The sequence below is a fragment of the Pseudoalteromonas xiamenensis genome (assembly GCF_017638925.1).
GTDB lineage: Bacteria > Pseudomonadota > Gammaproteobacteria > Enterobacterales > Alteromonadaceae > Pseudoalteromonas > Pseudoalteromonas xiamenensis.
Window position 1 is genome coordinate 130,878 of record NZ_CP072133.1, and the last position, 26,465, is coordinate 157,342.

General features: G+C 42.7%; 21 protein-coding genes and 2 pseudogenes. 14 read left to right on the plus strand and 9 right to left on the minus strand.

Going from position 1 to position 26,465, the window contains the following annotated elements; translation table 11 throughout:
• Positions 1 to 147: 147 nt before the first annotated feature.
• Positions 148 to 807, minus strand: coding sequence for an HAD family hydrolase (locus J5O05_RS00795; RefSeq protein ID WP_208843180.1), 660 nt, complete (start codon positions 805 to 807; stop codon positions 148 to 150).
• Entirely contained in the window at positions 807 to 1,517 is a 711-nt protein-coding gene (gene ubiG, locus J5O05_RS00800) for a bifunctional 2-polyprenyl-6-hydroxyphenol methylase/3-demethylubiquinol 3-O-methyltransferase UbiG (RefSeq protein WP_208843181.1), read from the minus strand. The genes J5O05_RS00795 and ubiG overlap by 1 nt, the downstream gene beginning before the upstream one ends.
• A 181-nt stretch (positions 1,518 to 1,698) precedes the next feature.
• Here ubiG and gyrA point away from each other — a divergent pair, with 181 nt between their 5' ends.
• The 10 genes from gyrA (at position 1,699) to J5O05_RS00850 (ending at position 13,023) form a co-directional block, all read left to right on the plus strand.
• On the plus strand, positions 1,699 to 4,398 hold the full coding sequence (gyrA, locus tag J5O05_RS00805; protein WP_208843182.1) for a DNA topoisomerase (ATP-hydrolyzing) subunit A: 2,700 nt from the start codon (positions 1,699 to 1,701) through the stop codon (positions 4,396 to 4,398).
• Between the two features lie 173 nt (positions 4,399 to 4,571).
• On the plus strand, positions 4,572 to 5,654 hold the full coding sequence (gene serC, locus J5O05_RS00810) for a 3-phosphoserine/phosphohydroxythreonine transaminase (RefSeq protein ID WP_208843183.1): 1,083 nt from the start codon (positions 4,572 to 4,574) through the stop codon (positions 5,652 to 5,654).
• Positions 5,654 to 6,931, plus strand: a complete 1,278-nt coding sequence (aroA, locus tag J5O05_RS00815) for a 3-phosphoshikimate 1-carboxyvinyltransferase (RefSeq protein ID WP_208844436.1) — start codon at positions 5,654 to 5,656, stop codon at positions 6,929 to 6,931. Before serC ends, aroA begins: the two co-directional genes overlap by 1 nt.
• Positions 6,932 to 7,330: 399 nt before the next feature.
• Positions 7,331 to 8,044, plus strand: a complete 714-nt coding sequence (gene cmk / locus J5O05_RS00820; RefSeq protein ID WP_208843184.1) for a (d)CMP kinase — start codon at positions 7,331 to 7,333, stop codon at positions 8,042 to 8,044.
• A 98-nt stretch (positions 8,045 to 8,142) separates the two neighbouring features.
• Positions 8,143 to 9,810 (plus strand): 30S ribosomal protein S1, encoded by a 1,668-nt coding sequence (gene rpsA / locus J5O05_RS00825; protein WP_208843185.1) that lies wholly within the window; start codon positions 8,143 to 8,145, stop codon positions 9,808 to 9,810.
• 64 nt (positions 9,811 to 9,874) lie between these two features.
• Positions 9,875 to 10,165 carry an integration host factor subunit beta gene (ihfB, locus tag J5O05_RS00830; RefSeq protein ID WP_208843186.1) on the plus strand — a complete coding sequence of 97 codons (291 nt, stop codon included), beginning with the start codon at positions 9,875 to 9,877 and terminating at the stop codon, positions 10,163 to 10,165.
• Between the two features lie 14 nt (positions 10,166 to 10,179).
• Positions 10,180 to 10,440, plus strand: a complete 261-nt coding sequence (locus J5O05_RS00835) for a lipopolysaccharide assembly protein LapA domain-containing protein (RefSeq protein ID WP_244369718.1) — start codon at positions 10,180 to 10,182, stop codon at positions 10,438 to 10,440.
• A gap of 1 nt (position 10,441) precedes the next feature.
• On the plus strand, positions 10,442 to 11,578 hold the full coding sequence (locus J5O05_RS00840; RefSeq protein ID WP_208843188.1) for a lipopolysaccharide assembly protein LapB: 1,137 nt from the start codon (positions 10,442 to 10,444) through the stop codon (positions 11,576 to 11,578).
• Positions 11,579 to 11,611: 33 nt separating this feature from the next.
• Complete coding sequence (pyrF, locus tag J5O05_RS00845) at positions 11,612 to 12,316, plus strand: orotidine-5'-phosphate decarboxylase (protein ID WP_208843189.1); 705 nt, start codon at positions 11,612 to 11,614, stop codon at positions 12,314 to 12,316.
• Between the two features lie 203 nt (positions 12,317 to 12,519).
• Positions 12,520 to 13,023 (plus strand): cytochrome b/b6 domain-containing protein, encoded by a 504-nt coding sequence (locus J5O05_RS00850; RefSeq protein WP_208843190.1) that lies wholly within the window; start codon positions 12,520 to 12,522, stop codon positions 13,021 to 13,023.
• A gap of 62 nt (positions 13,024 to 13,085) precedes the next feature.
• On the opposite strand, the gene J5O05_RS00855 is transcribed toward J5O05_RS00850, so the two are convergent.
• Both J5O05_RS00855 and J5O05_RS00860 read right to left on the minus strand, forming a co-directional pair.
• Complete coding sequence (locus J5O05_RS00855) at positions 13,086 to 13,910, minus strand: CvfB family protein (RefSeq protein ID WP_208843191.1); 825 nt, start codon at positions 13,908 to 13,910, stop codon at positions 13,086 to 13,088.
• A 4-nt stretch (positions 13,911 to 13,914) separates the two neighbouring features.
• Positions 13,915 to 15,249 carry a DEAD/DEAH box helicase gene (locus J5O05_RS00860; RefSeq protein WP_208843192.1) on the minus strand — a complete coding sequence of 445 codons (1,335 nt, stop codon included), beginning with the start codon at positions 15,247 to 15,249 and terminating at the stop codon, positions 13,915 to 13,917.
• Positions 15,250 to 15,447: 198 nt separating this feature from the next.
• On the opposite strand from J5O05_RS00860, the gene trhO reads away from it, so the two are divergent.
• From trhO to J5O05_RS00880, 4 genes and pseudogenes are all read left to right on the plus strand, one after another.
• A complete protein-coding gene (trhO, locus tag J5O05_RS00865) occupies positions 15,448 to 16,431 on the plus strand; it encodes an oxygen-dependent tRNA uridine(34) hydroxylase TrhO (RefSeq protein WP_208843193.1) in 984 nt (327 codons plus the stop codon).
• Positions 16,432 to 16,542: 111 nt separating this feature from the next.
• Positions 16,543 to 17,179 (plus strand): annotated as a pseudogene (upp, locus tag J5O05_RS00870) (uracil phosphoribosyltransferase).
• A gap of 408 nt (positions 17,180 to 17,587) precedes the next feature.
• The gene (locus J5O05_RS00875; protein ID WP_208843194.1) at positions 17,588 to 17,971 is read left to right on the plus strand and encodes a DUF1842 domain-containing protein; all 384 of its coding nucleotides are present in this window, start codon (positions 17,588 to 17,590) and stop codon (positions 17,969 to 17,971) included.
• Between the two features lie 377 nt (positions 17,972 to 18,348).
• A pseudogene (locus J5O05_RS00880) lies at positions 18,349 to 19,585 on the plus strand (NADH:flavin oxidoreductase/NADH oxidase family protein).
• 75 nt (positions 19,586 to 19,660) lie between these two features.
• Here the strand turns inward: J5O05_RS00880 and J5O05_RS00885 are convergent.
• From J5O05_RS00885 to J5O05_RS00905, 5 genes are all read right to left on the minus strand, one after another.
• Positions 19,661 to 21,109, minus strand: coding sequence for a DEAD/DEAH box helicase (locus J5O05_RS00885; RefSeq protein WP_244369722.1), 1,449 nt, complete (start codon positions 21,107 to 21,109; stop codon positions 19,661 to 19,663).
• On the minus strand, positions 21,036 to 23,066 hold the full coding sequence (locus J5O05_RS00890; RefSeq protein ID WP_208843196.1) for a hypothetical protein: 2,031 nt from the start codon (positions 23,064 to 23,066) through the stop codon (positions 21,036 to 21,038). Before J5O05_RS00890 ends, J5O05_RS00885 begins: the two co-directional genes overlap by 74 nt.
• Positions 23,053 to 23,793 (minus strand): hypothetical protein, encoded by a 741-nt coding sequence (locus tag J5O05_RS00895; protein WP_208843197.1) that lies wholly within the window; start codon positions 23,791 to 23,793, stop codon positions 23,053 to 23,055. The genes J5O05_RS00890 and J5O05_RS00895 overlap by 14 nt, the downstream gene beginning before the upstream one ends.
• Before the next feature lie 131 nt (positions 23,794 to 23,924).
• Complete coding sequence (locus tag J5O05_RS00900) at positions 23,925 to 25,793, minus strand: methyl-accepting chemotaxis protein (RefSeq protein WP_208843198.1); 1,869 nt, start codon at positions 25,791 to 25,793, stop codon at positions 23,925 to 23,927.
• A 126-nt stretch (positions 25,794 to 25,919) separates the two neighbouring features.
• Complete coding sequence (locus J5O05_RS00905) at positions 25,920 to 26,408, minus strand: acyl-CoA thioesterase (RefSeq protein ID WP_208843199.1); 489 nt, start codon at positions 26,406 to 26,408, stop codon at positions 25,920 to 25,922.
• Between the last annotated feature and the right edge of the window lie 57 nt (positions 26,409 to 26,465).

The following is a 26,465-nucleotide window of genomic DNA, read 5'->3' on the forward strand; positions in this document are numbered from 1 at the left end:
TTCAAAGTAAAAAAATTAAAAATCAACTCGCGAAAATCTTTTTTTCGCTTTTTTTTACTCTGTAAATTAAGTGATTTTTAATTCGCCAGCACATCGTGCAAAAAGCGCTCACAACACAATATATAGTATTAACTGACTTCAATGTCACTACATATTGTGAAAAATATCCGATGGGTTAGTAGCATATTGATCCGCGTTCCAAGTTTGTGCAACCTTTGTACTAGGAACGTATCCCCACATCGCCACGATGGATTTCATTCCAGCGGCTTTAGCGGCTTGCACATCTCTTTCGGCGTCCCCAATATACCAACATGCTGATGGGTTTACATTTAATTGATCACATGCATGCAATAATTGATCTGGGTACGGTTTAGCGCGTGCTAACGTATCACCGCAGATCACGACCGGTATTCTTGAAAGAGTTGTTATGCTTTTAACAATGGGTAAGGTCAGAAAGGTGGGTTTGTTTGTAACAATTGCAACGTTGATTTCGTTGGCAATCAATCCCGAAATAAGTAAATCAATTCCGTCGAACAACACGGAGTGCTTACAACCGAGCGTTTCATAAAGCGACAAGAATCGTGTTTTAAGTGATTCAAAATCCCGTGATTTGAGTTCATCGCCAAAACCAAGCTCCAACATGGCCTTAGAACCGTCAGAGACTGTTGGTCTAAATGCTACCTCGTTTACAGGGTCTAAATCTTCTTGTGCTAGAATATCATTGAGTGCTTTTAAAAGATCTGGCGCGGTATCAAGTAATGTACCGTCCAGATCAAAAAGTACCGCACTAGGTTTTGCAGTCGGCATTAGGCAAGTTTCTCAAAGTGAAGAATATAGTTAACGCTCACGTCTTTGCTCAATTTGAATTGTTTAGAAAGAGGAGAGTATTCGATTCCCGTACTTGCTCTTACTTTCAGGTCAGCTTGTTCTGCCCAGTCAATCAACGTTGCAGGACGGATGAACTTATCATGGTCGTGTGTTCCATCAGGAACAATTTTCATGACTTTTTCAGCGCCAACAATTGCGAGTAGATAGGCTTTTAATGTTTTGTTTAAAGTAGAGAAGAAAACTTGCCCACCTGGTTTCACGAGCTTAGCAACAGCGTGGATTACAGAAGCGGGGTCAGGAACGTGTTCTAACATTTCCATACAGGTTACTACGTCAAAGTGAGCAGGGTTTTCGTCAGCAAAAACTTCTACAGGCGTTTTCAGATAACTAACATTAACTCCCGCCTCAAGCGCGTGTAACTTTGCTACATTTAGAGGCTCTTGGCCCATGTCAATGCCTGTCGCATCCGCTCCAACTTTGGCCATACTTTCAGTAAGAATGCCACCACCGCAACCAACATCGAGTACTTTTTTACCGAAAAGGCCATTACTTTTGTTTTGGATAAAATCTAAACGAAGCGGATTAATGTCATGCAATGGTTTAAATTCGCCCTCGCGGTCCCACCAACGTTCTGCAATCGCCTCAAACTTAGCAATTTCAGCACTATCCACATTCTGATGTTCGGTCATAAAAAGCTTCCTGATTAATCTGAGCGCATTTTAAAGGGGGTATTTTATAAAACCCATACTTTGCGGCCTGTAAATTCTTTAAATTTATGATACGATGGCCTTCGCATATTTTAATAATAACATGCTCACGAGTCGCAAGTTTGACACAAAAGTGAGTGACACTGAAGGAAAGTAGAGTCAAATGTCTGATCTCGCCAATGAAATCCTGCCAGTCAATATTGAAGACGAACTCAAGAACTCGTATCTAGATTACGCAATGAGCGTAATTGTTGGTCGTGCACTTCCTGATGTTCGTGATGGTCTTAAGCCAGTGCACCGCCGCGTACTGTTCGCGATGCATGAACTTAAAAATGATTGGAACAAACCATACAAAAAATCTGCACGTGTTGTAGGTGATGTAATCGGTAAATATCACCCTCATGGTGATAGTGCGGTATACGATACAATCGTACGTATGGCACAGCCATTCTCGTTGCGTTATATGCTCGTTGATGGTCAAGGTAACTTCGGTTCAGTTGATGGTGACTCTGCTGCGGCAATGCGTTATACGGAAGTCCGTATGTCGAAATTGTCACATGAGCTACTTGCCGACCTTGAAAAAGAAACGGTTGATTATGTGCCAAACTACGACGGCACAGAGCAAATCCCAGATGTTTTGCCAACTAAAGTGCCTAACTTATTGGTAAACGGTTCTTCTGGTATTGCGGTTGGTATGGCAACAAATATACCTCCACACAACTTAACAGAAGTTATCAATGGTTGTTTGGCTCTTATCCAAAATCCGGATATGACGATCGAAGAAATCATCGACTACATTCCGGGGCCTGATTTCCCAACCTCTGCAATTATTAACGGTAAGAAAGGCATTATCGATGCATACAAAACCGGTCGTGGCAAAATCTACATTCGTGCCCGTGCAGAGATTGAGGTCGATGAAAAAACAGGCCGTGAAACGATTATCGTTCACGAGATCCCATACCAAGTTAACAAAGCACGTCTCATTGAAAAGATTGCTGAGTTAGTTAAAGAAAAGAAAATTGAAGGCATCAGTGCGCTACGTGATGAGTCTGACAAAGACGGTATGCGCATTGTTATTGAAGTTAAGCGTGGCGAAGTAGGCGAAGTTCTACTTAATAACCTGTATGCACAAACACAAATGCAAACTGTGTTTGGTATCAACATGGTTGCGCTTGCTAACAATCAACCAAAATTGTTCAACATTAAAGAAATGTTGGAAGCGTTCATCATTCACCGCCGAGAAGTAGTAACACGCCGTACAGTGTATGATTTACGTAAAGCAAGAGATCGTGCCCATACACTTGAAGGTTTGGCGATTGCACTTGCAAACATCGACCCTATCATCGAACTTATTCGTAAGTCGCCAAGTCCAAGTGAAGCTAAAATTTCACTTGTTTCACGTCCATGGGACTTGGGTACTGTTCGTCCTATGCTTGAAAAAGCGGGTGAAGAAAACGTCGCGCGTCCAGACTGGTTAGCTCCAGAACTTGGTATCCGTGATGGCATGTACTACCTTTCTGAACAACAAGCACAAGCTATCTTAGATTTGCGTTTACATAAGCTTACTGGTCTTGAGCACGAGAAAATTCTTGCTGAATACCAAGAGTTGCTAGATCTGATCGCTGAATTGCTTTACATCTTAAGTTCACCAGAGCGTTTGATGGAAGTAATCCGTGACGAACTTGTTGAAATCAAAGAGACTTACGGTGATGGTCGTCGCACTGAAATTAGTGCAGCTGCACACGACATCAGCCTAGAAGACCTTATCACTGAAGAAGACGTTGTTGTGACGCTTTCTCACGAAGGTTATGTGAAGTACCAACCGCTTTCTGACTATGAGTCTCAACGTCGTGGTGGTAAAGGTAAAGCAGCAACACGAATGAAAGACGAAGATTTTATCGAACGTCTGCTAGTTGCGAACACGCACGATACCATTCTTTGCTTCTCAACCTCGGGTCGCTTGTATTGGTTGAAAGTATATCAACTACCACTTGCATCTCGTACTGCGCGCGGTAAGCCAATTGTTAACCTACTGCCACTTGAAGCAGATGAACGTATTACTGCTATTCTTCCTGTTCGTGAATATGAAGAAAACAAATACGTAATCATGGCAACGGCAGATGGTACGGTTAAGAAGACGTCGCTCATTGAATACTCTCGTCAACGCTCAAGCGGTATCATTGCGATTAACTTGAAAGAGGGCGATAGCCTCATTGGTGTAGATATCACCGATGGTAGTTCAGAAATTATGTTGTTCTCGGATGCAGGTAAAGTGGTTCGCTTTAAAGAAGCAGAAGAATCACAAGCAACAGATGAAGATGGCAACCCAATTTTTGATGAAAATGGCAACCCTGAAATTATTTTCAAAGGCGTAAGACCAATGGGTCGTACTGCAACGGGTGTACGTGGCATTCGATTAGCAGATGATCAAAAAGTGGTTTCACTGATTGTGCCGAAGAACGACGGCCCAATCTTGACGGTAACCGAGAATGGTTATGGTAAACGTACACCACTTGAAGAATACCCAATTAAAGGTCGTGCAACGCAAGGCGTTGTGTCAATCAAAGTGTCTGAACGTAACGGCAAAGTTGTTGGTGCTGTTCAGGTTCTAGATAATGATGAAATCATGCTTATCTCGAATCGCGGCACGTTGGTACGTACTCGAGTTAACGAAGTTTCGGTTGTAGGACGAAATACACAAGGTGTTATTTTGATCCGTACTATTGACGGCGAACAAGTAGTTGGTTTACAACGTATCGATGAGATTGAGGTTGAAGACCTTCCGTTTGATGAGGGTATTGAACAGGTTGATGGTGTCGATGATGCACCAGAAACGGTGAATGAAGAACAAGCACCGGAATAACCAGTTTTAAAAGCGGCTTCGGCCGCTTTTTTCGTTTTGTGCACTGGCTCTTTGCGTCATTTGTTTGTCCAAAAATGAGTGACTCATGATGAGTTAGTGTTTTGAATCAGGAATGAGAAGTGAACCCACTTTTCTAACCACCCACAAAGTCACTATTAGGAATGAGGAAAATAATGACCGTTTATAATTTTTGCGCAGGCCCTGCGATGTTACCGCCAGATGTAATGAAAAAGGCACAGCAGGAGTTTCTTGATTGGCAAGGACTTGGTGTTTCAGTGATGGAAGTCAGCCACCGTTCTAAACCATTTTTAGCGATGGTGAAAGAATGTGAAGCAAGCCTACGCAGATTGATGAACATCTCCGACGAATACGAAGTGCTGTTTATGCATGGTGGCGGTCGAGGCCAATTTGCTGCAGTGCCTTTAAACTTGAGCGAAGATGGCTTGCCTGGCGTTTACATTGAAAATGGTATTTGGTCTAAAGGCGCCACATCCGAAGGGGCAAAATACCTAGAAGCCCAAGGAATTGACATTCGTAACGATGTCGATGGTAAATTTAGCATTACGCCAGTTTCAGAGTGGACATTACCTGAAGCTGCGTCATTTATTCATTATTGCCCTAATGAAACAATCGATGGCATCGAGATTTTTGACGTCCCTTCACATCCAACAGCGCCGATTGTGGCCGATATGTCATCGAACATTTTATCTCGTGAAATCAATGTCAATGACTTTGATTTGATTTACGCTGGCGCTCAGAAAAACATCGGCCCATCGGGTCTTTGTATTGTAATCATCAAGAAAACGTTGTTAGCCCGAAAGGGATTAGTAAAGCCATCGATCCTTGACTATGCATTGGAAGCTCAGCAAGGCAGTATGTACAACACGCCTCCGACGTTCGCATGGTATTTGGCCGCGGAGGTATTCAAATATTTAGAATCTATTGGTGGTGTAAAAGAGATGGAAGCGCGAAATAGAGAAAAAGCGCAGATCTTGTATGACTACATTGATCAATCTGATTTTTATAGCAACAAGGTTGCCGTTCACTGTCGCTCGCTAATGAATGTTCCATTTTGGCTAAAAGACGATGCGTTAAATGAAGCCTTTTTATCTCAAGCAGAGCAAGCTGGACTGGTTGCGCTAGAAGGACATCGTATCGTTGGTGGTATGCGAGCTAGTATATATAACGCTATGCCTATTGAAGGTGTACAAGCGTTAGTGGCCTTTATGGAACAATTTGCCAAGGAGAACAGTTGATGGAGCAATTGCGACTGCAACCGATTTCCAAAGTTAATGGAGTTGTCACGCTACCCGGTTCAAAGAGCTTGTCGAACCGAATTCTATTGCTAGCGGCATTGTGCAAAGGCCAAACTAAAGTTACCAACCTACTTGATAGTGATGATATTCGTCATATGCTTGGCGCTCTAGAGCAAATGGGCGTATCAGTAACGTTGAATGAAGAAAAAACGGAAGCACTAGTCAATGGGCAAGGTGGTGTTCTAAACACGCCCTCTAATGAGCTATTTTTAGGTAACGCTGGAACAGCTTACCGTCCTTTGACGGCAGTGCTTGCAACAACTCAGGGGGAATTTACATTAGTCGGTGAGCCACGAATGGAAGAGCGTCCAATCGGCCACTTAGTTGATGCACTCAGTGACCTAGGCGCCGATATTACGTATCTGAAAACAAAGGATTACCCACCGCTCAAAATTGCGGGTAAACGTTTGACTGGTGGCAAGGTTGAGATTGATGGTTCTATTTCTAGCCAATTTTTAACCGCACTGTTAATGGCAGCGCCATTGTTTGCAGGAGATAGCGAAATCCATATTAAAGGTGAGTTGGTTTCTAAGCCATATATTGATATCACCTTAGGCGTCATGCGCCAATTTGGCGTAGACGTGGACAATGAAAACTATCAAGTGTTCCGTGTTAAAGGCAATCAGCAATACCAATCTCCTGGCGAAATTTTAGTTGAAGGTGATGCATCTTCCGCTTCTTATTTTGTCGCGGCTGCGGCAATTGCTGGGGGCGAAATCGAGATCCGTGGAGTTGGCTCTAAAAGCGTGCAAGGCGACATTGGGTTCGCTCATGTAATGGAGCAGGTCGGCGCTCAAATTGATTGGCATGATGATCGTATCGTCGTCCGTAAAGGTGAACTAAAGGGCGTAGACATTGATGCCAATGCTATTCCAGACGCGGCGATGACTCTTGCGACGGTTGCACTCTTTGCGAAAGGGCCTACAGCGATTCGTAATATTTATAATTGGCGAGTGAAGGAAACTGACCGGTTAAACGCGATGGCGACTGAGCTTCGTAAAGTTGGGGCCACGGTCGTTGAAGGTCATGATTTTATTGAAATTGAACCGCCTAAAACCTTTAATGTTGTCGATATAGATACTTATAACGACCACCGCATCGCGATGTGTTTTTCCATGGTCGCTGTTGGTGGCAAAGAGATTATTATTAACGATCCTAAATGTACTGCGAAAACGTTCCCAACGTATTTTGACGTGCTATCAAGTATTAGTGAATAGTTCACTCTCGACTCCATTTGATCAATACGCTTGATGCGTTGATTAGATAAAAAAGGCCGGTTTACCGGCCTTTTTAATTCATCCCCCCAATCAGAAATAAGACGGGAGGTCTATAAATAAAAAGCAGATGGCGGCTATAGTTATCACTTGAGCAGTTTGAATCTTGGTATGAAAAAGCGTCAAAAGTTAATCTAGAAGGTCATTTTCATGGTAAGAAAATAATTCAGATCTAGAAATTATCATTGCCACCAAAAGGCTTGATGTTAAAGGAATGTACCTAGGTTATTGGTGACTAAAAGCGATTTTCTAACAAAAAGTTACATCATCAAGCAGCTTTTATATAGAAACTCACGTATAATATCGCCCCAGAAAATTAGGTGAGCATTTTTGGAGGTTTGAATGCAGGCAACTATGCCCGTGATCACCGTAGATGGCCCAAGTGGATCTGGCAAAGGAACTGTTTGTCGCTTGTTAGCTGAAAAGTTGAATTGGGATGTTTTGGATAGTGGTGCAATCTATCGAGTGCTTGCACTTGCAGCGATTCATCATAACATCGCCCTAGATAATGAAGCGGATCTTGTGCCTTTAGCAGCAAACTTAGACGTACAGTTTTTGATTGATGCCACAACAAAAAGAACCAAAATAGTATTAGAAGGCGAAGACGTCAGCAATACCATTCGCAATGAAGAAGTGGGCGCTGCAGCTTCAAAAGTCGCTGCTTTACCACGAGTTCGTGAAGCACTTTTGCGTCGTCAAAGAGCGTTCCGTTCTGAAGTTGGTCTTATCGCCGACGGCAGAGACATGGGAACGGTTGTTTTCCCTGACGCAGAAATAAAACTCTATCTTACGGCGAGCGCTGAAGAAAGAGCGAGAAGACGCTTCAATGAGTTGAACGATAAAGGCTTAGATGTTACACTTAGTGGTCTGCTTGAAGATATAAAAGCTCGTGATGATCGCGATATGAATCGTAAAGTTGCACCGCTCGTGCCTGCGGATGATGCGATAACGATTGATACAACTGAGCTTAATGCAGAACAGGTATTTGACCGGGTCTTATCGATTTTGTCGGATGCCGTAATGTCAGGCAAGCTTCCTAAGGGAAGTTTAAAATAGAATTTTTTTGTGTGTTAGCAGGATGCTGACGCTTTATTCATAACCCCATGCAGCATGGTTGCTAATTGGTAAATTAACTTTATAGAGACGTATTTAGTATGTCAGAAAATTTTGCGCAGTTATTTGAAGAGAGCCTAAAGGGTTTTGATGCAGAACAAGGCTCAATCGTAAAAGGTGTAGTTATTTCAATCGAGAACAACGTTGTTCTAGTTGACGCTGGCCTTAAGTCTGAAAGTGCAATCCCTGTTGAGCAATTCAAAAATGCTGCTGGTGAGATTGAAGTTGCTGTTGGCGACGAAGTTGATGTTGCACTAGACGCAATCGAAGACGGTTTCGGTGAGACTATCCTTTCTCGTGAGAAAGCGAAGCGTCACGAAGCTTGGATTCGTCTTGAGAAAGCATGTGAAGAGCAAGAAACTGTTATCGGTGTTATCAACGGTAAAGTTAAAGGCGGTTTCACTGTTGAAGTGGACACGATCCGTGCGTTCCTACCTGGTTCACTAGTAGACGTTCGTCCAGTTCGCGACACTGCTCACCTAGAAGGTAAAGAGCTTGAGTTCAAAGTAATCAAGCTTGACCAAAAGCGTAACAACGTAGTTGTTTCTCGTCGTGCTGTTATCGAGTCTGAAAACTCACAAGAGCGTGATGAACTTCTTCAGAACCTTGTTGAAGGTCAAGAAGTTAAAGGTATCGTTAAGAACCTTACTGACTACGGTGCGTTCGTAGATTTAGGCGGTGTTGACGGCCTTCTACACATCACTGACATGGCTTGGAAACGCGTTAAGCACCCAAGCGAAATCGTAAATGTTGGTGACGAAATCCTAGTTAAAGTTCTTAAGTTTGACAAAGACAAAACTCGCGTTTCTCTAGGTCTTAAGCAACTTGGCGAAGATCCATGGGCAGCTATCGCTGGCCGTTACCCAGAAGGTGCTAAACTTACTGGTCGCGTAACTAACCTAACTGACTACGGCTGTTTCGTTGAAATCGAAGAAGGCGTTGAAGGTCTAGTTCACGTTTCAGAAATGGATTGGACTAACAAGAACATCCACCCATCTAAAGTTGTTTCACTTGGTGACACTGTAGAAGTGATGGTTCTTGAAATCGACGAAGAACGTCGTCGTATTTCTCTAGGTCTTAAACAATGTAAGCCTAACCCATGGCAAGAGTTTGCTCGTCAATTCAACAAAGGCGACCAAGTAACTGGTAAGATCAAGTCAATCACTGACTTCGGTATCTTCATCGGTCTTGACGGCGGTATTGACGGTCTTGTTCACCTATCTGACATCTCTTGGAACACTCCAGGTGAAGAAGCAGTACGTGAATTCAAGAAAGGCGACGAAATCACAGCTATCGTTCTACAAGTAGATCCAGAGCGTGAGCGTATCTCTCTTGGTGTTAAGCAAATCGAAGCTGATCCTTTCAATAACTACCTAGACGCAAACAAAAAAGGTGCTATTGTTAAAGGTAAAGTGACTGAAGTTGACGCTAAAGGCGCAACGATTGAGCTTGGCGAAGGTGTTGAAGGTTACATCCGTGTAGCTGACATCGCTCAAGAGCGTGTTGAAGACGCAACAACTGTTGTTTCTGCAGGCGACGAAATCGAAGCTAAATTCATGGGCGTAGACCGTAAGAACCGTGCTATCAGCCTATCAGTTAAAGCTATGTTCGAAGCTGAAGAGAAAGAAGTTCTTGAGAAGCTTAAGAAAGACGAGCCAGAGTTCGAAAACGCTATGGCAGCAGCTTTCAAAAACGCTCAAAAAGACTAATTTTTCAAGTCTAAATGGAAGGGCACTTTAGCCCTTCCTTTTTTGTGTTTTAAGGAAATGATATATGACAAAGTCAGAACTGATAGAACAATTAGCACAACAGCATGCCCATGTACCTATGAAAGACGTGGAAAATGCAGTAAAAGAGATTCTTGAGCTAATGGCAGGGTCATTGTCTGCTTCAGAGCGTATAGAGATTCGTGGTTTTGGTAGTTTTTCTCTACACTACCGTGCACCAAGAACAGGTCGTAACCCAAAGACGGGCGATACAGTTGAATTAGATGGTAAACACGTACCACATTTCAAACCAGGTAAAGAGCTTCGTGATCGTGTAAACGAAAGCATCAGTGGTTAAGTTCGAGGTAACCATTGCTAAGGATTATTATTAAGGGAGTGGCAATTAGTTTAATCATACTAGCGTTTATACTTGGGACTCAAAACCCACACCTAGTTAAGTTAAACTTCATTGTAGCAAGCAGTACACTTCCTTTAGCTGCGGTAATGAGCATTTGCTTTATATTAGGTATAGCCGTTGGTTTGGCTGTGTTTAGCGTGTTTTTTACCAAATTAAAGTGGCAGCATTATCGGTATAAAAAACAAAATTCCGCCATTAGTGATGTAGAAAACTAATATGCTTGAGCTGTTGTTTTTACTGCTCCCTGTAGCAGCCGCCTATGGTTACATCATGGGTAAAAATAGCGCTAAAAACCAAGCTCATGAACAAAATCGCATCATTACATCAGAATACAGTAAAGGCCTTAAATACTTACTTGATAGAGAAGAAGATCAAGGTCTTGAACATCTCATTAAATTATTAGAAGTCTCAGCGGATACGGTAGAGCATTATCTTACGCTTGCGTCGCTATTCCGTAAGCGTGGAGAATTAGACCGCGCGATTAAAATTCACGAATTGTTGTTAAAGCAACCAGCCTTGGAACACGCCGATTTGGCTGTAAACCGTCTAGAGCTGGCACTCGATTATATAATGGCTGGCATGTTAGACAGTGCGGAAGAACACCTTGTAATTCTGATCAAATCCGAACACAAAGAAGCGATTGATCCAATGCTCTCGTTGTATTCTCAAATGCGAGAGTGGCAAAAAGGCATCAATATGTTCGAAGCACATCGTAATTTAGTGACTCGCCCACAACAGCTCGCGACAATTGCAAACTATTATTGCGAAGCGGGCATTGAATCAGAAAACATGGAGCTCATTGAGCGAGCATTTCGACTGAAATATAAAGCGATGCGACCACTCTATGAATTGGGTAAACAAGCCTTTATTCAAAAAGACTTCGTCAAGTCGATTTATTACTGGCGTGAGCTAGCCACATTTAAACCGGTCACGGTTCCCTTATTCATTGAAGACCTTGAAAGCAGCTATAAGTCACTCAATCTTGAAGAACAGTTTGATGAACTGATTGAAGAATTGTTGTGTCAGGGTGGTGTTTTAATTCGCATTAAATATTGCGAAGTGTTGGTAAAAAATGGCGAAGTCGAAAAGGCGATCCTGTTCTTAACAGCGAGTCTAAAGCGAGAACCATCAATACGCGGATTCAGTTTTCTGTTACAATTACTCGGAGAAAAACAAGGCAACATGACCGAAGTGTTGGCCCAGATTGATAAGTTGGTCAAGTCCTACATCGCGACGAAGCACGAGTATCAATGTCAACACTGCGGCTTTAGTAGTCACACGCTTTATTGGTTATGTCCGTCTTGTAAGCACTGGGAAACCATACTTCCATCGAAAGGCCTTGACGGTTATTAGCGTCGAGATAAACGTTTATTTATTAGGTATACCATGTCATCAGATCTAAATAAAAAAGTAGTGATTGCCCTTGATTATGACAATCAAGAAGCAGCACTGGATTTTGTTAAGCAACTATCTCCTGACACTTGTCGCTTAAAAGTAGGAAAAGAAATGTTCACCTACTTTGGCCCAGAGTTTGTAAAACAACTTGTTGCGATGGGGTTTGATGTCTTCCTTGATTTAAAATTCCACGACATTCCAAATACGGTTGCCAAAGCAGTTACCGCTGCTGCCGAGTTGGGCGTGTGGATGGTTAACGTCCATGCATCAGGTGGTTTAGAAATGATGCAAAAAGCGAAAGCTGCGTTAGAAAGTTATGGAGAGAAAGCACCACTTCTTATTGCTGTGACCGTACTTACTAGTATGGACGAAGCCCAACTTAAACGACTTGGTGTTGAAAAATCACCCGCTGAGCAAGTGATGTATTTAGCAAAATTGACGAAAGAAGCAGGTCTAGATGGTGTGGTTTGTTCTGCCCAAGAAGCAGCGTCATTAAAAGCGGAATTGGGTGTCGATTTCAAACTGATTACACCGGGCATTCGTCCAGCTGGTGCAGATGCTGGCGACCAAAAACGCATAATGACACCAAAATTGGCGATTGAAGCCGGTAGCGATTACTTAGTAATTGGTCGCCCAATTACTCAAGCGGCAGATCCTGTTGCAACGCTTAAGTCGATTAATGAATCGTTGGTCTAATCAATTCGTTAAGTTCGCACTGATCGGTGCGAACTTACACCCTTCAAAGTAACGTCCTCTACATTACACTCAAATTAGCACTTTTCACCGCGATTACATTCATATTAATTTACATTTACCTTCTTGAACGTTCAGAAAATATTGAACTAAAATTGATGCGAACATACTAGAAGAAGTATTTTATTTATATCAAGGGAATTGGAATGAACAAGAGTTACCTAGTAGATAGATTGCTGCATTGGGCTGGCGCATTTTTGGTGATCATAATGGTGTTGAACATGAATGCCCAAATTCACATAACGGATTATCGACTTAAAGGTCAAATACTACATCGGCAAGAAGCAGTTTCGAACCATGCTTTGCTTGCAATGATTGTGCTAATGTTGGTGCTCAGTCGCTTAGCGTTTAACTATTTCTTTCCCAACTCCAAAGTGCGTAAGCCAATTGAGAATCCGACCCATGCAAGGTTTATTGCGTCAGTGCGGATTGGACTGGTGTTAACACTGTTCGGCCTCGTAACGACAGGCTTCTTAATGGCTGCTAATATCGACATCCCTTTTAACTTGTTCGGGATCCACTTCAGTGAAGGGGGAGAGAAAAACTTGAGCTCATATAGCGACATTCAATCACTTCATCATACTTTTATGACGACGCTTTGGTGGTTAATTGGGATACACGTTATTGGTGCGCTTTACGCAAATAAGTAAGATGTGAATAGTGTATTTGCTAAAATAAAAGAAAAAATGCCGCGATATCGCGGCATTTTTCATTATTTCAAAGATATAGAGGTGGCTTGTAAATCGATAAGGCCTTGTTTAAACAAACCTCCAATTGCCTTTTTGAAGTTTGCTTTGCTCGTTTGGAACTGCTTTTTAATGAGTTCAGGGTCGCTTTTATCACCTAGTGGAAGTTTCCCGCCATTTGCCTTTAAAGCTTGTAGAATCTTTTCACCCAAATCATCGATTTTTGCCATACCTGGCTTTTCAAGCGTAATATCTAGCTTACCGTCTTCACGGACGTTTTTAATAAAACCAGGAAGACGTTGGCCAACATACATACGCTGAAACACATCGCTAAAGAACACGACGCCGAAGTGACTTTCATTGACAATCACCTTATAGCCAATGTCAGTTTTCCCTGCAACAATAAGCTCGACTTGCTGCGATTTTTGATAATTAGGTGGTGTCTTGTCGACAAATTTTTTCAAATTACTTGATGCACAAATACGCTGTGACGCATTGTCGAGGTATATTCTCACAAGATAACTGTGGCCATCTTGCATCTTTGGCTTTTGTTCGTTGTACGGCGCCAGAATATCTTTTGCAATGCCATTATCCATAAACGCGCCGACCGTCGTAATTTCTTTTACGCGAAGCAGTGCAAATTCACCTACTTTAGCAATTGGCTTTTTGGTCGTTGCGGTAGGGTGGCCAGCGTTGTCCAGATAGATAAACACTTGCACAGGATCGCCCGCTTCAAGGTGGTCGGCTAATTCTGCTTTTGGTAAAAAAACATCGCCCAATTGCCCGCCATTGAGGTAAGCACCTTCAGCATTGATTTCTTCTATTGTTAATAACTCAATTTGTCCTAACATGGACTTATTCCTCTAAGTTTGGCTTAGGTTTACGGCGAAGTGGTGCTGCACCATCGACATCAAAAGGTGCTGCAATCGGTTTTCTAGGCGCTTTTGGTTTACGCGTTTTATTCGCTGCTTTACCACTTGGTTTTGCTGTCGTTTTAGTTACTTTTGGTTTGCTAGGCGCTTTTGGTTTTTGCTCTCTAAACCCTTTAAATTTGCCTTCTAACCCTTCAACGATATCAAAAGTAAGCCCGTCTTTAAGGTAAGACTGAATTGCAAGATAGCTCTTCCAATCTTTTGGACCCACAAGAGAAATAGCCGTACCTTTAAAACCCGCTCGACCTGTACGTCCAATGCGATGCACGTATTCCTCTGCGTGTTTAGGCAAATCGAAATTGATTACGTGAGTGACGGACAATAAATCTAATCCGCGTGAAGCAACATCGGTTGTGACAAGGACTTTGTAAAGCCCACGACTAAAAGCGTCCATAATTTCTAGACGTTTATTCTGTGGCATATCGCCTGCAAGCGCCGTGGCTTTTAATCCTTTTTCAATGAGCATGTCACTAAGGCGTGCGGTATCAGCACGTGTAGCCGTAAAAATAATACATTGACCGACTTTTTCTGAATTCATAAAGTGAAAAAGTAAATCGTGTTTGTGATCTAAATGATCGGCTAAATACAGTTTTTGTGTAATGTCTTCATGCTTTTCATGAGCATCACTAAGCATGATTGTTTTCGGTGATTTCAACAAATTGCGTGACGTTGCATTCACTTCAGCGTGGTCTAGCGTTGCCGAGAAAAGTAACGTTTGACGCAAACGGTGATTGGCCGCATCGTTTATAACGTCCAATTGCTCTTTAAAACCTAAGTCCAGCATACGGTCTGCTTCATCAAAAACGAGCATCTCTAGGCCTTGTAATTGCATAGAACGCTGATTGATGTGATCGGCGATTCGCCCAGGTGTACCAATAACAAAATGTGGGTCTTTGTTTAACGCCTTGACTTGATCATTGAAGTTTTCACCGCCAAGAATTTTCACCACACTAAGCGTGTGGCTGGCGATAAGCAAACGGCACTGCGTATATACCTGGTTCGCAAGCTCGCGAGTTGGCGTTACGATGAGCACACGTGGGTCGCGCTTACTCAGAGCTCTTTGTTTGATCACTCGTTGAACTGCAGGAAGTAGAAAAGCGAGTGTTTTACCCGAACCAGTTTTTGACTGAGCAAAAAGGTCGTGTCCTGCTAGTGCAGTTGGGATCGCAAGCGACTGAATTTCAGTTGGCTCGACAATTCCTTGATGAGAAAGCTGCTTGGCAAGACGGCTATCAATGCCTAATTCGGTAAAAAGCAAAGGAATACTCCAAGAAATCAAAATTCTAAAAACACACCATTATAGCAAATCAAGCGAAATGCCCAAAGCGGATTAATGTATTTTTGTAATAATTGAAAAGCCAAGTATAATGCGCGCTTGGCGCCGGATTTGCGATTCGGTTTTTGTGTCTGTGTCGTGCTTAAACACAGGCAAGTAAGCTTAATTCTAGGAAATACTATGTCTGCTCCTTTTGTTGTGTGCGCAATGTACAAATTTGTGTCACTGCCAAATTTCAAAGAAATCCGTGAACCACTTCAAACGATAATGGAACAAAATGAAGTGCGTGGAACATTACTCCTTGCCTCTGAAGGTATAAACGGTACTGTTGCCGGAAAACGTGAAGGTATTGACGCATTGTTGGCTTGGTTAAACAGCCAACCGGGTCTTGATAATATCGTCTTCAAAGAGTCATTTGATGAGGAATGCCCGTTTTACCGCACAAAAGTGAAGTTGAAAAAAGAAATTGTTACGCTTGGCGTTGAAGGTATCGATCCGTTAAACGTAGTTGGCACATACGTAAAACCACAAGATTGGAATGCACTGATTTCCGATCCTGATGTTGTCCTTGTTGATACGCGTAACGACTATGAAATCGAGATCGGTACGTTTAAAAACGCGATTGATCCAAAGACTAAAACTTTCCGTGAGTTTCCTCAGTGGGCAAAAGAGAATTTAGACCCAAGCAAGCACAAGAAAGTCGCGATGTTCTGTACAGGTGGGATCCGTTGCGAAAAGTCAACAGCCTACATGAAAGAGCAGGGTTTCGATGAAGTTTACCATTTAGAAGGTGGTATTCTGAAATACCTCGAAGAAGTGCCGAAAGAAGAAACGATGTGGGAAGGCGAATGCTTTGTTTTCGATAACCGCGTGGCAGTTAATCATGATTTAGAAAAAGGGTCTTACGACCAATGTCACGGTTGCCGTTTGCCAATCACAGAAGAAGATAAATTGCGTCCTGAGTACGAAGAAGGAATCTCTTGTCACCATTGTCATGATGAAGTGACAGAAGAACAACGTGCTCGTTTCGCTGAACGTCAAAAGCAAATTAAACTTGCTGAGAAACGTGGTGAAGGACACATCGGTCATGATGCACAACTAGCACTTCAAGAGCGCCGTGAACAAAAGATAGCGCAAAAAGAAGCACAGCGCAGTCGCAAATAACGACACGACTTTGACGTGTTGTAATTAATTTTGAATTAGAAAGCCCGTAAAGGGCTTTTTTCATTTTTACACGCTACAATATCGAAAATTGAATGACAACAAGGATCTATCATGGCACTTCAGATCGTTTCTCATCCGCTTGTACAGCATAAAGTCGCGCTTCTTCGCGAGCAGGGGATAAGTACAAAGAGTTTTCGCGAAATTGTAGCAGAAGTCGGCACCTTGCTGACTTACGAAGCAACCAAAGATCTTCCACTTGAAACAATGCAAATCACAGGCTGGGAAGGCACTCAAATCGATGTTAACCACATTAAAGGTAAGAAAATTACCGTTGTGCCGATCCTTCGAGCAGGTCTAGGCATGTTAGATGGCGTATTGAGCCTTATTCCTGCGGCTAAAGTAAGCGTTGTAGGGCTTGAAAGGAACGAAGAAACGCTCGAACCGATCCCGTATTTTGAGAAATTGGTTGGCAATATAGAAGCGCGTCTTAGCTTAGTGGTTGACCCAATGCTCGCGACAGGTGGGTCGATGATAGCGACAATAGACATGTTGAAAAAAGCAGGTTGTACACACATTAAAGCAATCGTGCTGGTCGCGAGCGCCGGAAGGCGTTGAAGCCACATTGAAGGCGCACCCTGATGTTGATATTTACACCGCAGCACTTGATAGCCATCTTAATGAAAAAGGCTATATCGTGCCTGGGTTAGGGGATGCTGGCGACAAAATATTTGGTACGGTCATTCGTTAGTCATGTAGACTAAGGTGGTGAGTTTCATCGCCACCTTTAGTTGTTCTTAGCACCGTTCTCATTTGCGGATAAACGCTTTTCAATTGTTAAACATAATTAAAAAAACGAAACCCGAGTCAAAAAAGAACACCGACCTTGATTGCCGAACTCTTTGAAACAGTGAAATTCCGCTAAGATCATGGTAACTGTAACGTTATTTTTTTATCGTTTTTGAAGCTTCATGTTTATGAAACCCGATGTAATAGACTGTAATGGGTGAATGTCATTTTGTCTCCTAATCTTTGCTTTGTTCGCCATGCAGATAATCACTGTTGTGGCGAATAACGATTAAAAGTGAAGAAAATCGGTGTAACTAAAATCCGATTAGCTCACTTCCCTGATTTCAGCAAAGTTTAAAGGATGATTAAAATGTCTACAGAAAGCCTATATCTCGTCAAACTGCAATATAAAACAGGTCTAGTAGGTAGTGGATCAATGGTACTTCAGCTTGCAGTAGATCCTGTGACTGGTTCATTAAACGGTCGTGCAAATGGTGCGATTCAAGAAGGTACGCAACACTCTCCAACATTTACGTCAAGCGCATCGGGTCATATGCATGCAACAGGCTTAAATGGTGTTACAAAAGTAGCTGCTGTAACAGGGCAGGCTGTTGTTTCTTTCCCACCACCTGCTATTGGCAGTTACCTAGCACCATTTACAGCAAGTTTTGCAGTTGATAACGAATGGAATGGTAAAGGTAGTTTCTCAGTTGGTGACAATACTTACCAATGCCAAGTTAGTTTAGCTGACTAATCGACAATGAAGGTGAGGTGGTAACGCCTCACTTTTATATTTTTATCAATGTTTGAGTTTTCGAAAGTCCTGACAAAGTTGTCGAATCAATGCCTGTTTTCTGTTTAGAGTCCTAGTTTGATCTGGGTTTTCTTCATTATCTGATACAAATCTTTAGTTCCACTCGTTTTAATCTGTATTTTAAGCAATGCAGGCAAAGCATGAAAAAACTTGCGCCAAGTTGAATTCGACGACACTGATAACCTTGTGGGCATGAATCTTTATTTTCTGGACCAACATCTTTCGCTTTACGATTAACCCCTTTTGAAAAAATCGGTTGACCTTAAAGCTATCTTTAAGCTTATGGTAGCGTTAATGAAGATTTGGAGAACGCTATAATGCTCTTTACACCTTTTACGTTACCGAATGGTACGGTCATTAAAAATCGCATTGCAAAAGCTGCAATGGAGGAAAACTTAGCCGATGAAAATAAATTGCCTTCGACTGAATTGTTTAATCTGTATAGAGCTTGGGACTCAAGGTGGCAGTGGTTTAATCATTTCCGGCAATGTTATGATTGATAATAGGGCGATGACAGGCCCAGGTGGCGTAGTTTTAGACAGTGAAAAGCAATTAGAAAAGTTTGCGCATTGGGCAAAAATCGGGAAGTCTAACGGCGCACAATTCTGGTTGCAGATTAACCACCCAGGTCGACAAATGCCAGCAAGCCTTGGGCAAAAAACCTTAGCTCCTTCAGCCATTGAGATGGATTTAGGAAAGCTGTCCAAGCATTTTGGTGTCCCCTACGAAATGACTGAAGCTGACATACACGATGTGCTTTCACGATTCGTTCAAACGGCCAACTTGGCACAGCAAGCGGGTTTTGACGGTGTAGAAATTCATGCTGCGCATGGTTATCTGCTTAGCCAGTTTTTATCCCCTAAAACCAATCAGCGACAAGATAAATGGGGTGGTGATCTCGCCAATCGAGCGCGACTATTAATTGAAGTCGTAAAGCAAGTGAGAGCGAATGTAGGGCCAAGTTTTGCGGTCGCAGTAAAGCTAAACTCAGCGGATTTTCAACGAGGCGGATTTACAACTGAAGACGCGAAGCAAGTCGTAAAATGGTTAAACGACCTAAATGTCGATTTAGTTGAATTATCGGGCGGTAGTTACGAAGCTCCAGCCATGCAAGGACAGTCTCGAGATGGACAAACCCTTGCTCGAGAAGCATATTTCCTTGAATTCGCGAAACAAATCAAGCGTGTAGCAAAAATGCCACTGATGGTAACGGGTGGCATAAAACGAAAGCAGGTGGCGGACCACGTAATGGAGAGCAACATTGACTTGGTTGGTATAGCGACGGCTTTGGCTCTTGATCCCAAATTGCCAAACAAGTGGCAGCAAGGTGACATGGTTACACCGAATCTCCCAAATATTACTTGGAAGAATAAAGTTATGGCGTCACTTGCTAACATGGCTCGGGTCAAATATCAATTGAATCAACTGAGCAAGCAACGGGCTGTTCAACCCAATGTACATCCGCTGTGGGCACTAATTAAACAACAGTGGCGAGATAGAAAACGAGCCAAGATGTATAGTACAGTAATGGCTGATAACTCGCGTAACAATTAGTAGCGCTGGCATGACGAGTATCATGACCGAGTAAAGGAATTGGCTGACAATAAAATGGCCAATAGATCTGTTCAGTTAAAACACTTCTTTTAGCATGGTAAGCACTTCGTTCACGTCTGTGGGTTGCACCATATCGGTGTCAGCCAACAGGTGTGTTGCAAGTTCTCGTTTCTTTTCATGTAATTCTAGAATACGTTCTTCAACAGTATGTTGCGCAAACAATCTATATACGGTGACCGGTTTGGTTTGACCTATCCGGTGCACTCGGTCGGTAGCTTGATCTTGTGCTGCAGGGTTCCACCATGGATCCATATGAATAACATAATCGGCTTGCGTAAGATTCAGTCCAAAACCACCTGCCTTGAGACTTATCAAAAATGCATCTCCTTCGCCTTGTTGAAACGCAGCGATGCGACTTTGTCTTGTTTCTGTCGGAGTACTACCATCCAAATATTGATAGGAGAGGTGTTGCGCATCAAAAGCTTGCTGTATCAACCTCAAGAATCCAACGAATTGACTGAATATAAGCACTCTATGGTTGCTTTCTCGCAGTGACTTAACCAGTTCAAGCAGCGTATTGAGTTTACTTTGTGGCAGCACACTGTGTTCAATGAGTAAACGTGAATCGCAACAGGCTTGGCGCAATTTAACGAGTTCAGCCAGCATGCGTAAGCGCTGCTCCCCCGGATTTTGCACTAACGCAGTTTTAGAAAGCTCATCGACTGCCGATTGTCGAAGTGATTCATAAAAGGCCATTTCTTCATCGGATAACACAACGGGCAAATCAATTTCGGTCTTTTCTGGCAGATCCTTTAAGACTTCGTCTTTTGTTCTTCTTAGTAAAAAAGGACTTAATAGTGCTTTAAGACCGACAGCCGCTTTTTTTGCAGCGACAGGGTCATCTTCTTTACGTTCAATGGGGAGCGAAAAGCGTATGTTAAAGCGCTTTAAATTGCCAAGTAGCCCAGGGTTGATAAAACGAAAAATACTCCATAATTCAGTGAGGTTGTTTTCAATAGGCGTTCCCGTTAGCGCCATTTTAAAGTCTGACTTAAGTGAATAAGCCGCTTTTGAACGACTCGACAGCGGATTTTTAAGAAACTGAGCTTCATCGGCTATGGTCGTTGTCCAACGTGTCTGTTGAAGCTCGTCGGATAGACGTTGCAATAAGCTGTAACTCACGATAACGCAATCAAAGGGTTGTAGGTTGGCTAAAACGGATGTTCTATCTTCACCGGCTTGTTTTTGACCTAGAGCGATGACGTTTAATGTTGGTGCAAAACGTTTCAGTTCATTTTGCCAATTAAAGCATACCGACGTGGGCGCAATAATAAGACTTGGTCCACTGTGCGCTCTGGCGAGCAAAATTGCGATTGCTTGGAGGGTTTTGCCAAGTCCCATGTCATCGGCTAAACAGGCTCCCGCCCCCCAATGTGATAGTCTAAGATGCTCAAAATACCCCTTCAATTTGATATGGACGTAATGTCGCTTCAAGGTTATGAGCAATAGATAACTCGAGTTCATTTGCTTCACTGAGTTTGTCTTTTAGTTCGTCCCAACCCGGAACCGTTTGCATGCGAAGTCCGGTTGTGGAGTCGTAAACAAGTCTTGCGGCAAATTTAGAAAAATGGCCCTCGTCGGTAACGTGATTTAACTCGTCTAACTTATCACGCAGTGCTTGGGATAGATTAAGGATATCGCCGTTTTCAAGGGGGATAAAGCGTCCTTGATGAGCGTTAATCAGCCCAAGCAATGGTTTAATCGAAATGACCGTTTTTTCATCGATTTGCAGTTCACCAGATAAATCAAACCAGTCATTTTTCTTATACAAACCGAGTTGGAGCTGATGCGTCTGCAATGGGGCCGAAACAGTAAGCGACTTGCCTCGCAGCCACTGTAAGCGAAGCATAGGCGTGTCATTTTTCTTCAGCGCTGTTTCAAGGGTTTCAAGAACACTTAGCGCATCTGACAACTCGGGTAGATGTAACGTATTCGCTTGCATATCTTTAAATGCAGGACAGAGCACATCCAAATCATCAAGTATTGTTTGCTCAAGCACGAGGTCTCTCGTCGTGGCTAAATTTTCATGTTGAATTTTTGTTGAAATAAACTCAGCGCCAATGCCAGGCACGAAACTCGGACCTTGTTCACCAAATGGCATGACGACACATTGAAAACTGAGGCCGTGTCGATAGGGTTTAATATTGATGACTAGTTCACTGTTCGCCTTTATCAACAATTCTGAAGATTGAATATCTGGTAAATTCGATTCAATGTTTAATAAAGGCGAAATGGCTTTGATCGATTCTAACACCTTGTCTTTGTGGGCACTTGGAATGGATAAACCGAGTTCGCCAACGATTTCTAAAATTGACAAATGTTCTTTTTCGAACACAACGAGTTCAATATTCTCATCGCTCAATAAACTGTAGATTTCACCGGCAAAGTTAAATTCAGGGAGAGGGCTGACCTGCAGCGTAATTGTATCGCCGTACTCGTGAACAAGTAGCACAGGTGACGTATCCAGCAAAGCCGAGGGCTCTGTTTGGGCATTAATCATCTGGACATTCTGAGCACCCAAGAGGGCTTTAAGTGGTTTCAATCCCTCTAAGATGTATGGTTCAGTATAGCTGGAGGCGACAACGCGTTGAATAGCCGCGCAGACCTTTTTATCACGCGCAGTCAAATAGCGAAACAAATGTGGCGTCTCTTTCAATTTAGACAACGGTATTTCGCTTTGTGTCTTCCAACTGTCTTCTGAACGGGTTTGTTCAAAGGCCTTAATTTTAACGGTGTAACGCGTTTTATTGAGTTGCCACAATATCCGTTTATCAGCATGCAAATCTGGTATGGAGTCAACTTGACGCGTGTTTAGTGCCACAAGTTTATCCAATGCCTGTTCCCAGCTTGGCTTAACAGCAATCAATTTCATCGGTGTCACAGTGTTGTGATTTTTAGATTGCGCGACACACCAATTTGCGAGCAACGAAAAGCCTAGAGCGTCAAATTGCTGCTCAAGTTGCCTTAAAACGACGAAATTCACTTTGGCAGTTGAATCTGTCCATGCAACACCGAGTTGCGAAACCCATTTCAAAACTAAACTATAAAAAGGGTCTTGTTTGCTTAAATGCTGAAATTCAATTTTAGCGGAATCAAATACCGCATTGTTTTGGATGTATTTAGCAATCGCCTCAAAAAGTAAGGCGCTGTATAAAAAATTGGAGCATTGATTTCGGTTTTGGCGAAGGCTTTCGACGAAAGAAAATAGTTTAGAAAAACTGTCGTATTCTGGTTTGTCTTTCAATGAAACAAGAGTGAGTAAATAACAAAGCGCGGGGATTTCATCGAAAAACGGATACTTTTTTCTACCATATTTTTGCTTTGCTGAAAGTGCTTTTTCGAAAGACTCAAATGCCTTTTCAAACTCACCACAATTAAAACGATACATGCCTTCGATTTGCTGAAATTCACGAAGTATCACCAAGTTTCCCGTGAACGAGTTCAAATTCATCCAGTTCAAGCAGATAAATACATAACTCGGCCTGCAATAGACGCAATGGAGTATTGCTGGCATTGTGAATAAGTGCATGACAAAGATTATCATAGGTGTCGCGCACATTTAGCCCAGCTCGAAGACGCGTTTTGAAATCCGTAGCAAATGCCTGATATTGCATATAATTTGGCAATGCTAGAAAGGAATCAAGGCAAAACGGAGCAAAATAGCGAGAGTGCAGAATGGGCAAGTGTTCAGATGGAATTAGCTGTGGGTCTTTAGATGCTGTGAAGTAGTTAACGTACTTTGCGTCTTCTTGTAGAAGTAAAACAAAAAGGGCATCTCTTGCGTCACTTGGACTGAGTATATAGGCGTCTTGCGCGTCGATAATAGCGAATTGTAAGCGTCTTAACTGCGCTTCATTTAATTTTGCTATGGCGATATTAGCAGCGTGCGCCTGTGCTTCTATACCATGCTCAGTAACACGTATACACGAGTGTTTTAGCAATTCTGATTTTTTCTCAATGACAGCGGGCGTCGACGTGCTTTGAGCAAAACCTGTATCAATGAAGAATTCGAATATCTTAATCAGTTGCGACTGTTTTATAGGCTCAACGATGAGCGCGACCGTTTGCATTAACGCAAGAGTATGTGGGTCTTCCAAACACAAGAGTTGTTGCTGGTGTAATTCGTTGTTTAATTCTTTATAAAACATTGCACTGGCATTATGATTTTAGCGATTGGCAAATTACCAACAAATAGCGAAAGGCGCAAACTTAAAAGAGGGTGACTTGCGGTAAAAGTCAGCTAAACACAGTGCTCAGCTGACTTACTTTGTATTTAGGGCTAAACCTTAAATTGTTCTAGCATGTCTTCTTGATGAGCGATTTTGTCGACTTGCGAATGCATGGTGCTGTCGACGGTTTGCGAATCTCGATAGACGGTTTCTGATATGCCACGAATGTCCGCGGCATTTGAATTCACATTATCGACAATATGACCTTGTTGATTCAGCATATTCGCGATTTCAACATTGAGATGAACGATATTTGCAATCGCGGAACGCATTTGCTCCAACACCACTTTAGTTTCATCCGCTTTACCAACCGTTTTTTCAACGACTTGTTGACTCAGTTTCATTACCTGTACGGCGCTCACGGCCCCAGCTTGAAGCTGATCTATCATTGCTTTGATTTCAGTGGTGGCTTCCTGCGTGCGTCGCGCAAGCGTTCGAACTTCGTCTGCTACGACCGCGAAACCGCGTCCAGATTCGCCCGCTCGAGCTGCTTCAATTGCAGCGTTCAAGGCGAGTAAATTGGTTTGTTCAGCGATACCATTGATAACGGAAAGAATTTGTTCAATGCCGCTTGATGAGACTTCAAGTTCGGTTACTACATTTACCGCTTCGGCGATTTGTGTAGATAAGTGAGCGATGGTGTTTGTGGTTTCTGCGACGACGCGTTGTCCACTCACCGCAGTGGCGTCCGTTTCTTGAATTGCCTTCGGCGCGTCTTGAGCCGTTGCCGCAACCTGTTTCTCTGTTTCAGAGAGATGTTCCGTTGCATTAGTAAGTGTATCAAGTGCTTGGAGCTGTTTATCTATAGCTTCTCGTGATTTTCGTGCTTCTCTTGATGTTTGTTTGGCGTCTTTTAAAATATCACGACCAAGGCGCTGAATTTCACCGATCAAGTTTTGCAGGCGTTCGGTAAACGCATTGAAGTTCTCTGCCATTGCTTTGAACTCAGGTTCGTCGGGCGCGGTTAAACGGACCGTAAGATCCGCATTACCTTTAGCGATGTTTGCCATCGCAAAGTTGATTTCTTCCAGTGGACGAAGAAGCGAATTTACAAAGAAAAGCAATATACCGATACTGGCAGCTAGCGCGATGAGTGTTAGAAGAACCGAGTCGTTACGCATTTCAGAGACGGCAGCAAACACAATGTCTTTGTCGAGTAACACACCAATTTTCCAATCCATGCCTTTAACAGACTGGAACACTAATATTTTATCTTTTCCATCAATTTGAATCGTTTGTGCGCCGTTTTGAGTTGAAACTGCTGGCAGAAATGACTTCATGTCTTTGCCGTTTAGTTTTGCATCGGGGTGAGAAATAATACTGCCGTCGTTGCTGACCATAAAAGCGTATCCCGCGTTAAACAGTCTGAATGCGTTAATCATTTCGCTTAATTTGGCAAGGCTCACATCAAAGAAAATAGCGCCCCCAAACGACCCTGATTTTTTAACGGGCACGCCAATTGAAACCAAAATTTCTTTCGTTACAGCATCGGCATAAGGGGCGGTCACGATGAGTTTATTGGCATTTTTTGCATCGGTGTACCAAGGGCGTTTTCGAGGATCCCAAGTCGGACCAGGATCCCATGACGGATCACTTGCTACGTATTTACCAGTACTTTCTTGACCATATCCGATAAGTAGGAAAGTCGAAGTGAGCTTTGGCTGTGACAAAATAGGGAAGGCTTCTTCCAATGCATTTGTATTAGCAACGAGACTCGTCGTCAGTTCTGCCAAATCCAAACTACCTTGCATTTGAGCGGTGACAGTGTTGCTTATGCCTTGTATTATTTCATCGACACTGTGATCAACTTGCTTTTTTAGATTATCTTCAAGCAGAAAATATTGTTTGATTGAAAGTGTACCGAGCGCTATCACAAGTACGATAGAGGACAGTAATACAATCTTGTGTTTAAACTTCACCGAACTTCTCCTAAACACGCCTCAATTATTAACGTTAAAGGAATTTTAAAAAGTTGCAAATATTTAACGTTGTATTGCTCTTACAAATATAAATAGCCCAGCTCACAGCGAAGGCTATTAATCATGTTACTCTTCTTCGGAATTGGGGACGACGGTATTTTGCAACAGTGTTTCTGTCTCAATCGCGATGTCTTTCATTTTGAGAGCGTACAATTCTAAACGCTTTTCTTCTTCTGTTTTAGGCTCAAATTTAGGAACTTCAACAGGGTAACCAGCTTGGTCCATAGCAATAAAACTGATGACGCAATGATTTGTTTCAACAAGCTGCTGCTTTTTGGGGTCGCCACATCGAACGCGTATAAAGATTTGCATGCTGGTTTTACCCGTATGTGCAATTTGAGCGCTCACTTCTACGATTTGACCGACAAGAATCGGACGATGAAAGCGCACCCCTGCGACAGACACCGTAACGCAGTAGCTGCCACTCCAACCTGCGGCACAAGCGTAGCCTGCTTGGTCAATCCATTTCATCACAACGCCACCATGCACTTTACCGCCAAAATTGACGTCAGTTGGTTCTGCGAGGAATCGGAAAGTGAGTTGATGCTGCGGCATAGAAGCCTCCTACACGGCTAATTAATACTAGTATAGACACAATTTGTATCATGACCG

What these genes read in the sequence shown, in the direction of transcription:
- trhO (WP_208843193.1), top strand. Translation starts at nt 15,448, where the DNA reads ATGTCTGCTCCTTTTGTTGTGTGCGCAATGTACAAATTTGTGTCACTG.
- J5O05_RS00875 (WP_208843194.1), top strand. Translation starts at nt 17,588, where the DNA reads ATGTCTACAGAAAGCCTATATCTCGTCAAACTGCAATATAAAACAGGT.
- J5O05_RS00895 (WP_208843197.1), bottom strand. Translation starts at nt 23,793, where the DNA reads ATGTTTTATAAAGAATTAAACAACGAATTACACCAGCAACAACTCTTG.
- gyrA (WP_208843182.1), top strand. Translation starts at nt 1,699, where the DNA reads ATGTCTGATCTCGCCAATGAAATCCTGCCAGTCAATATTGAAGACGAA.
- ubiG (WP_208843181.1), bottom strand. Translation starts at nt 1,517, where the DNA reads ATGACCGAACATCAGAATGTGGATAGTGCTGAAATTGCTAAGTTTGAG.
- aroA (WP_208844436.1), top strand. Translation starts at nt 5,654, where the DNA reads ATGGAGCAATTGCGACTGCAACCGATTTCCAAAGTTAATGGAGTTGTC.
- J5O05_RS00885 (WP_244369722.1), bottom strand. Translation starts at nt 21,109, where the DNA reads ATGAACTCGAGTTATCTATTGCTCATAACCTTGAAGCGACATTACGTC.
- J5O05_RS00795 (WP_208843180.1), bottom strand. Translation starts at nt 807, where the DNA reads ATGCCGACTGCAAAACCTAGTGCGGTACTTTTTGATCTGGACGGTACA.
- pyrF (WP_208843189.1), top strand. Translation starts at nt 11,612, where the DNA reads ATGTCATCAGATCTAAATAAAAAAGTAGTGATTGCCCTTGATTATGAC.
- serC (WP_208843183.1), top strand. Translation starts at nt 4,572, where the DNA reads ATGACCGTTTATAATTTTTGCGCAGGCCCTGCGATGTTACCGCCAGAT.
- J5O05_RS00855 (WP_208843191.1), bottom strand. Translation starts at nt 13,910, where the DNA reads ATGTTAGGACAAATTGAGTTATTAACAATAGAAGAAATCAATGCTGAA.
- rpsA (WP_208843185.1), top strand. Translation starts at nt 8,143, where the DNA reads ATGTCAGAAAATTTTGCGCAGTTATTTGAAGAGAGCCTAAAGGGTTTT.
- ihfB (WP_208843186.1), top strand. Translation starts at nt 9,875, where the DNA reads ATGACAAAGTCAGAACTGATAGAACAATTAGCACAACAGCATGCCCAT.
- J5O05_RS00905 (WP_208843199.1), bottom strand. Translation starts at nt 26,408, where the DNA reads ATGCCGCAGCATCAACTCACTTTCCGATTCCTCGCAGAACCAACTGAC.
- J5O05_RS00840 (WP_208843188.1), top strand. Translation starts at nt 10,442, where the DNA reads ATGCTTGAGCTGTTGTTTTTACTGCTCCCTGTAGCAGCCGCCTATGGT.
- cmk (WP_208843184.1), top strand. Translation starts at nt 7,331, where the DNA reads ATGCAGGCAACTATGCCCGTGATCACCGTAGATGGCCCAAGTGGATCT.
- J5O05_RS00850 (WP_208843190.1), top strand. Translation starts at nt 12,520, where the DNA reads ATGAACAAGAGTTACCTAGTAGATAGATTGCTGCATTGGGCTGGCGCA.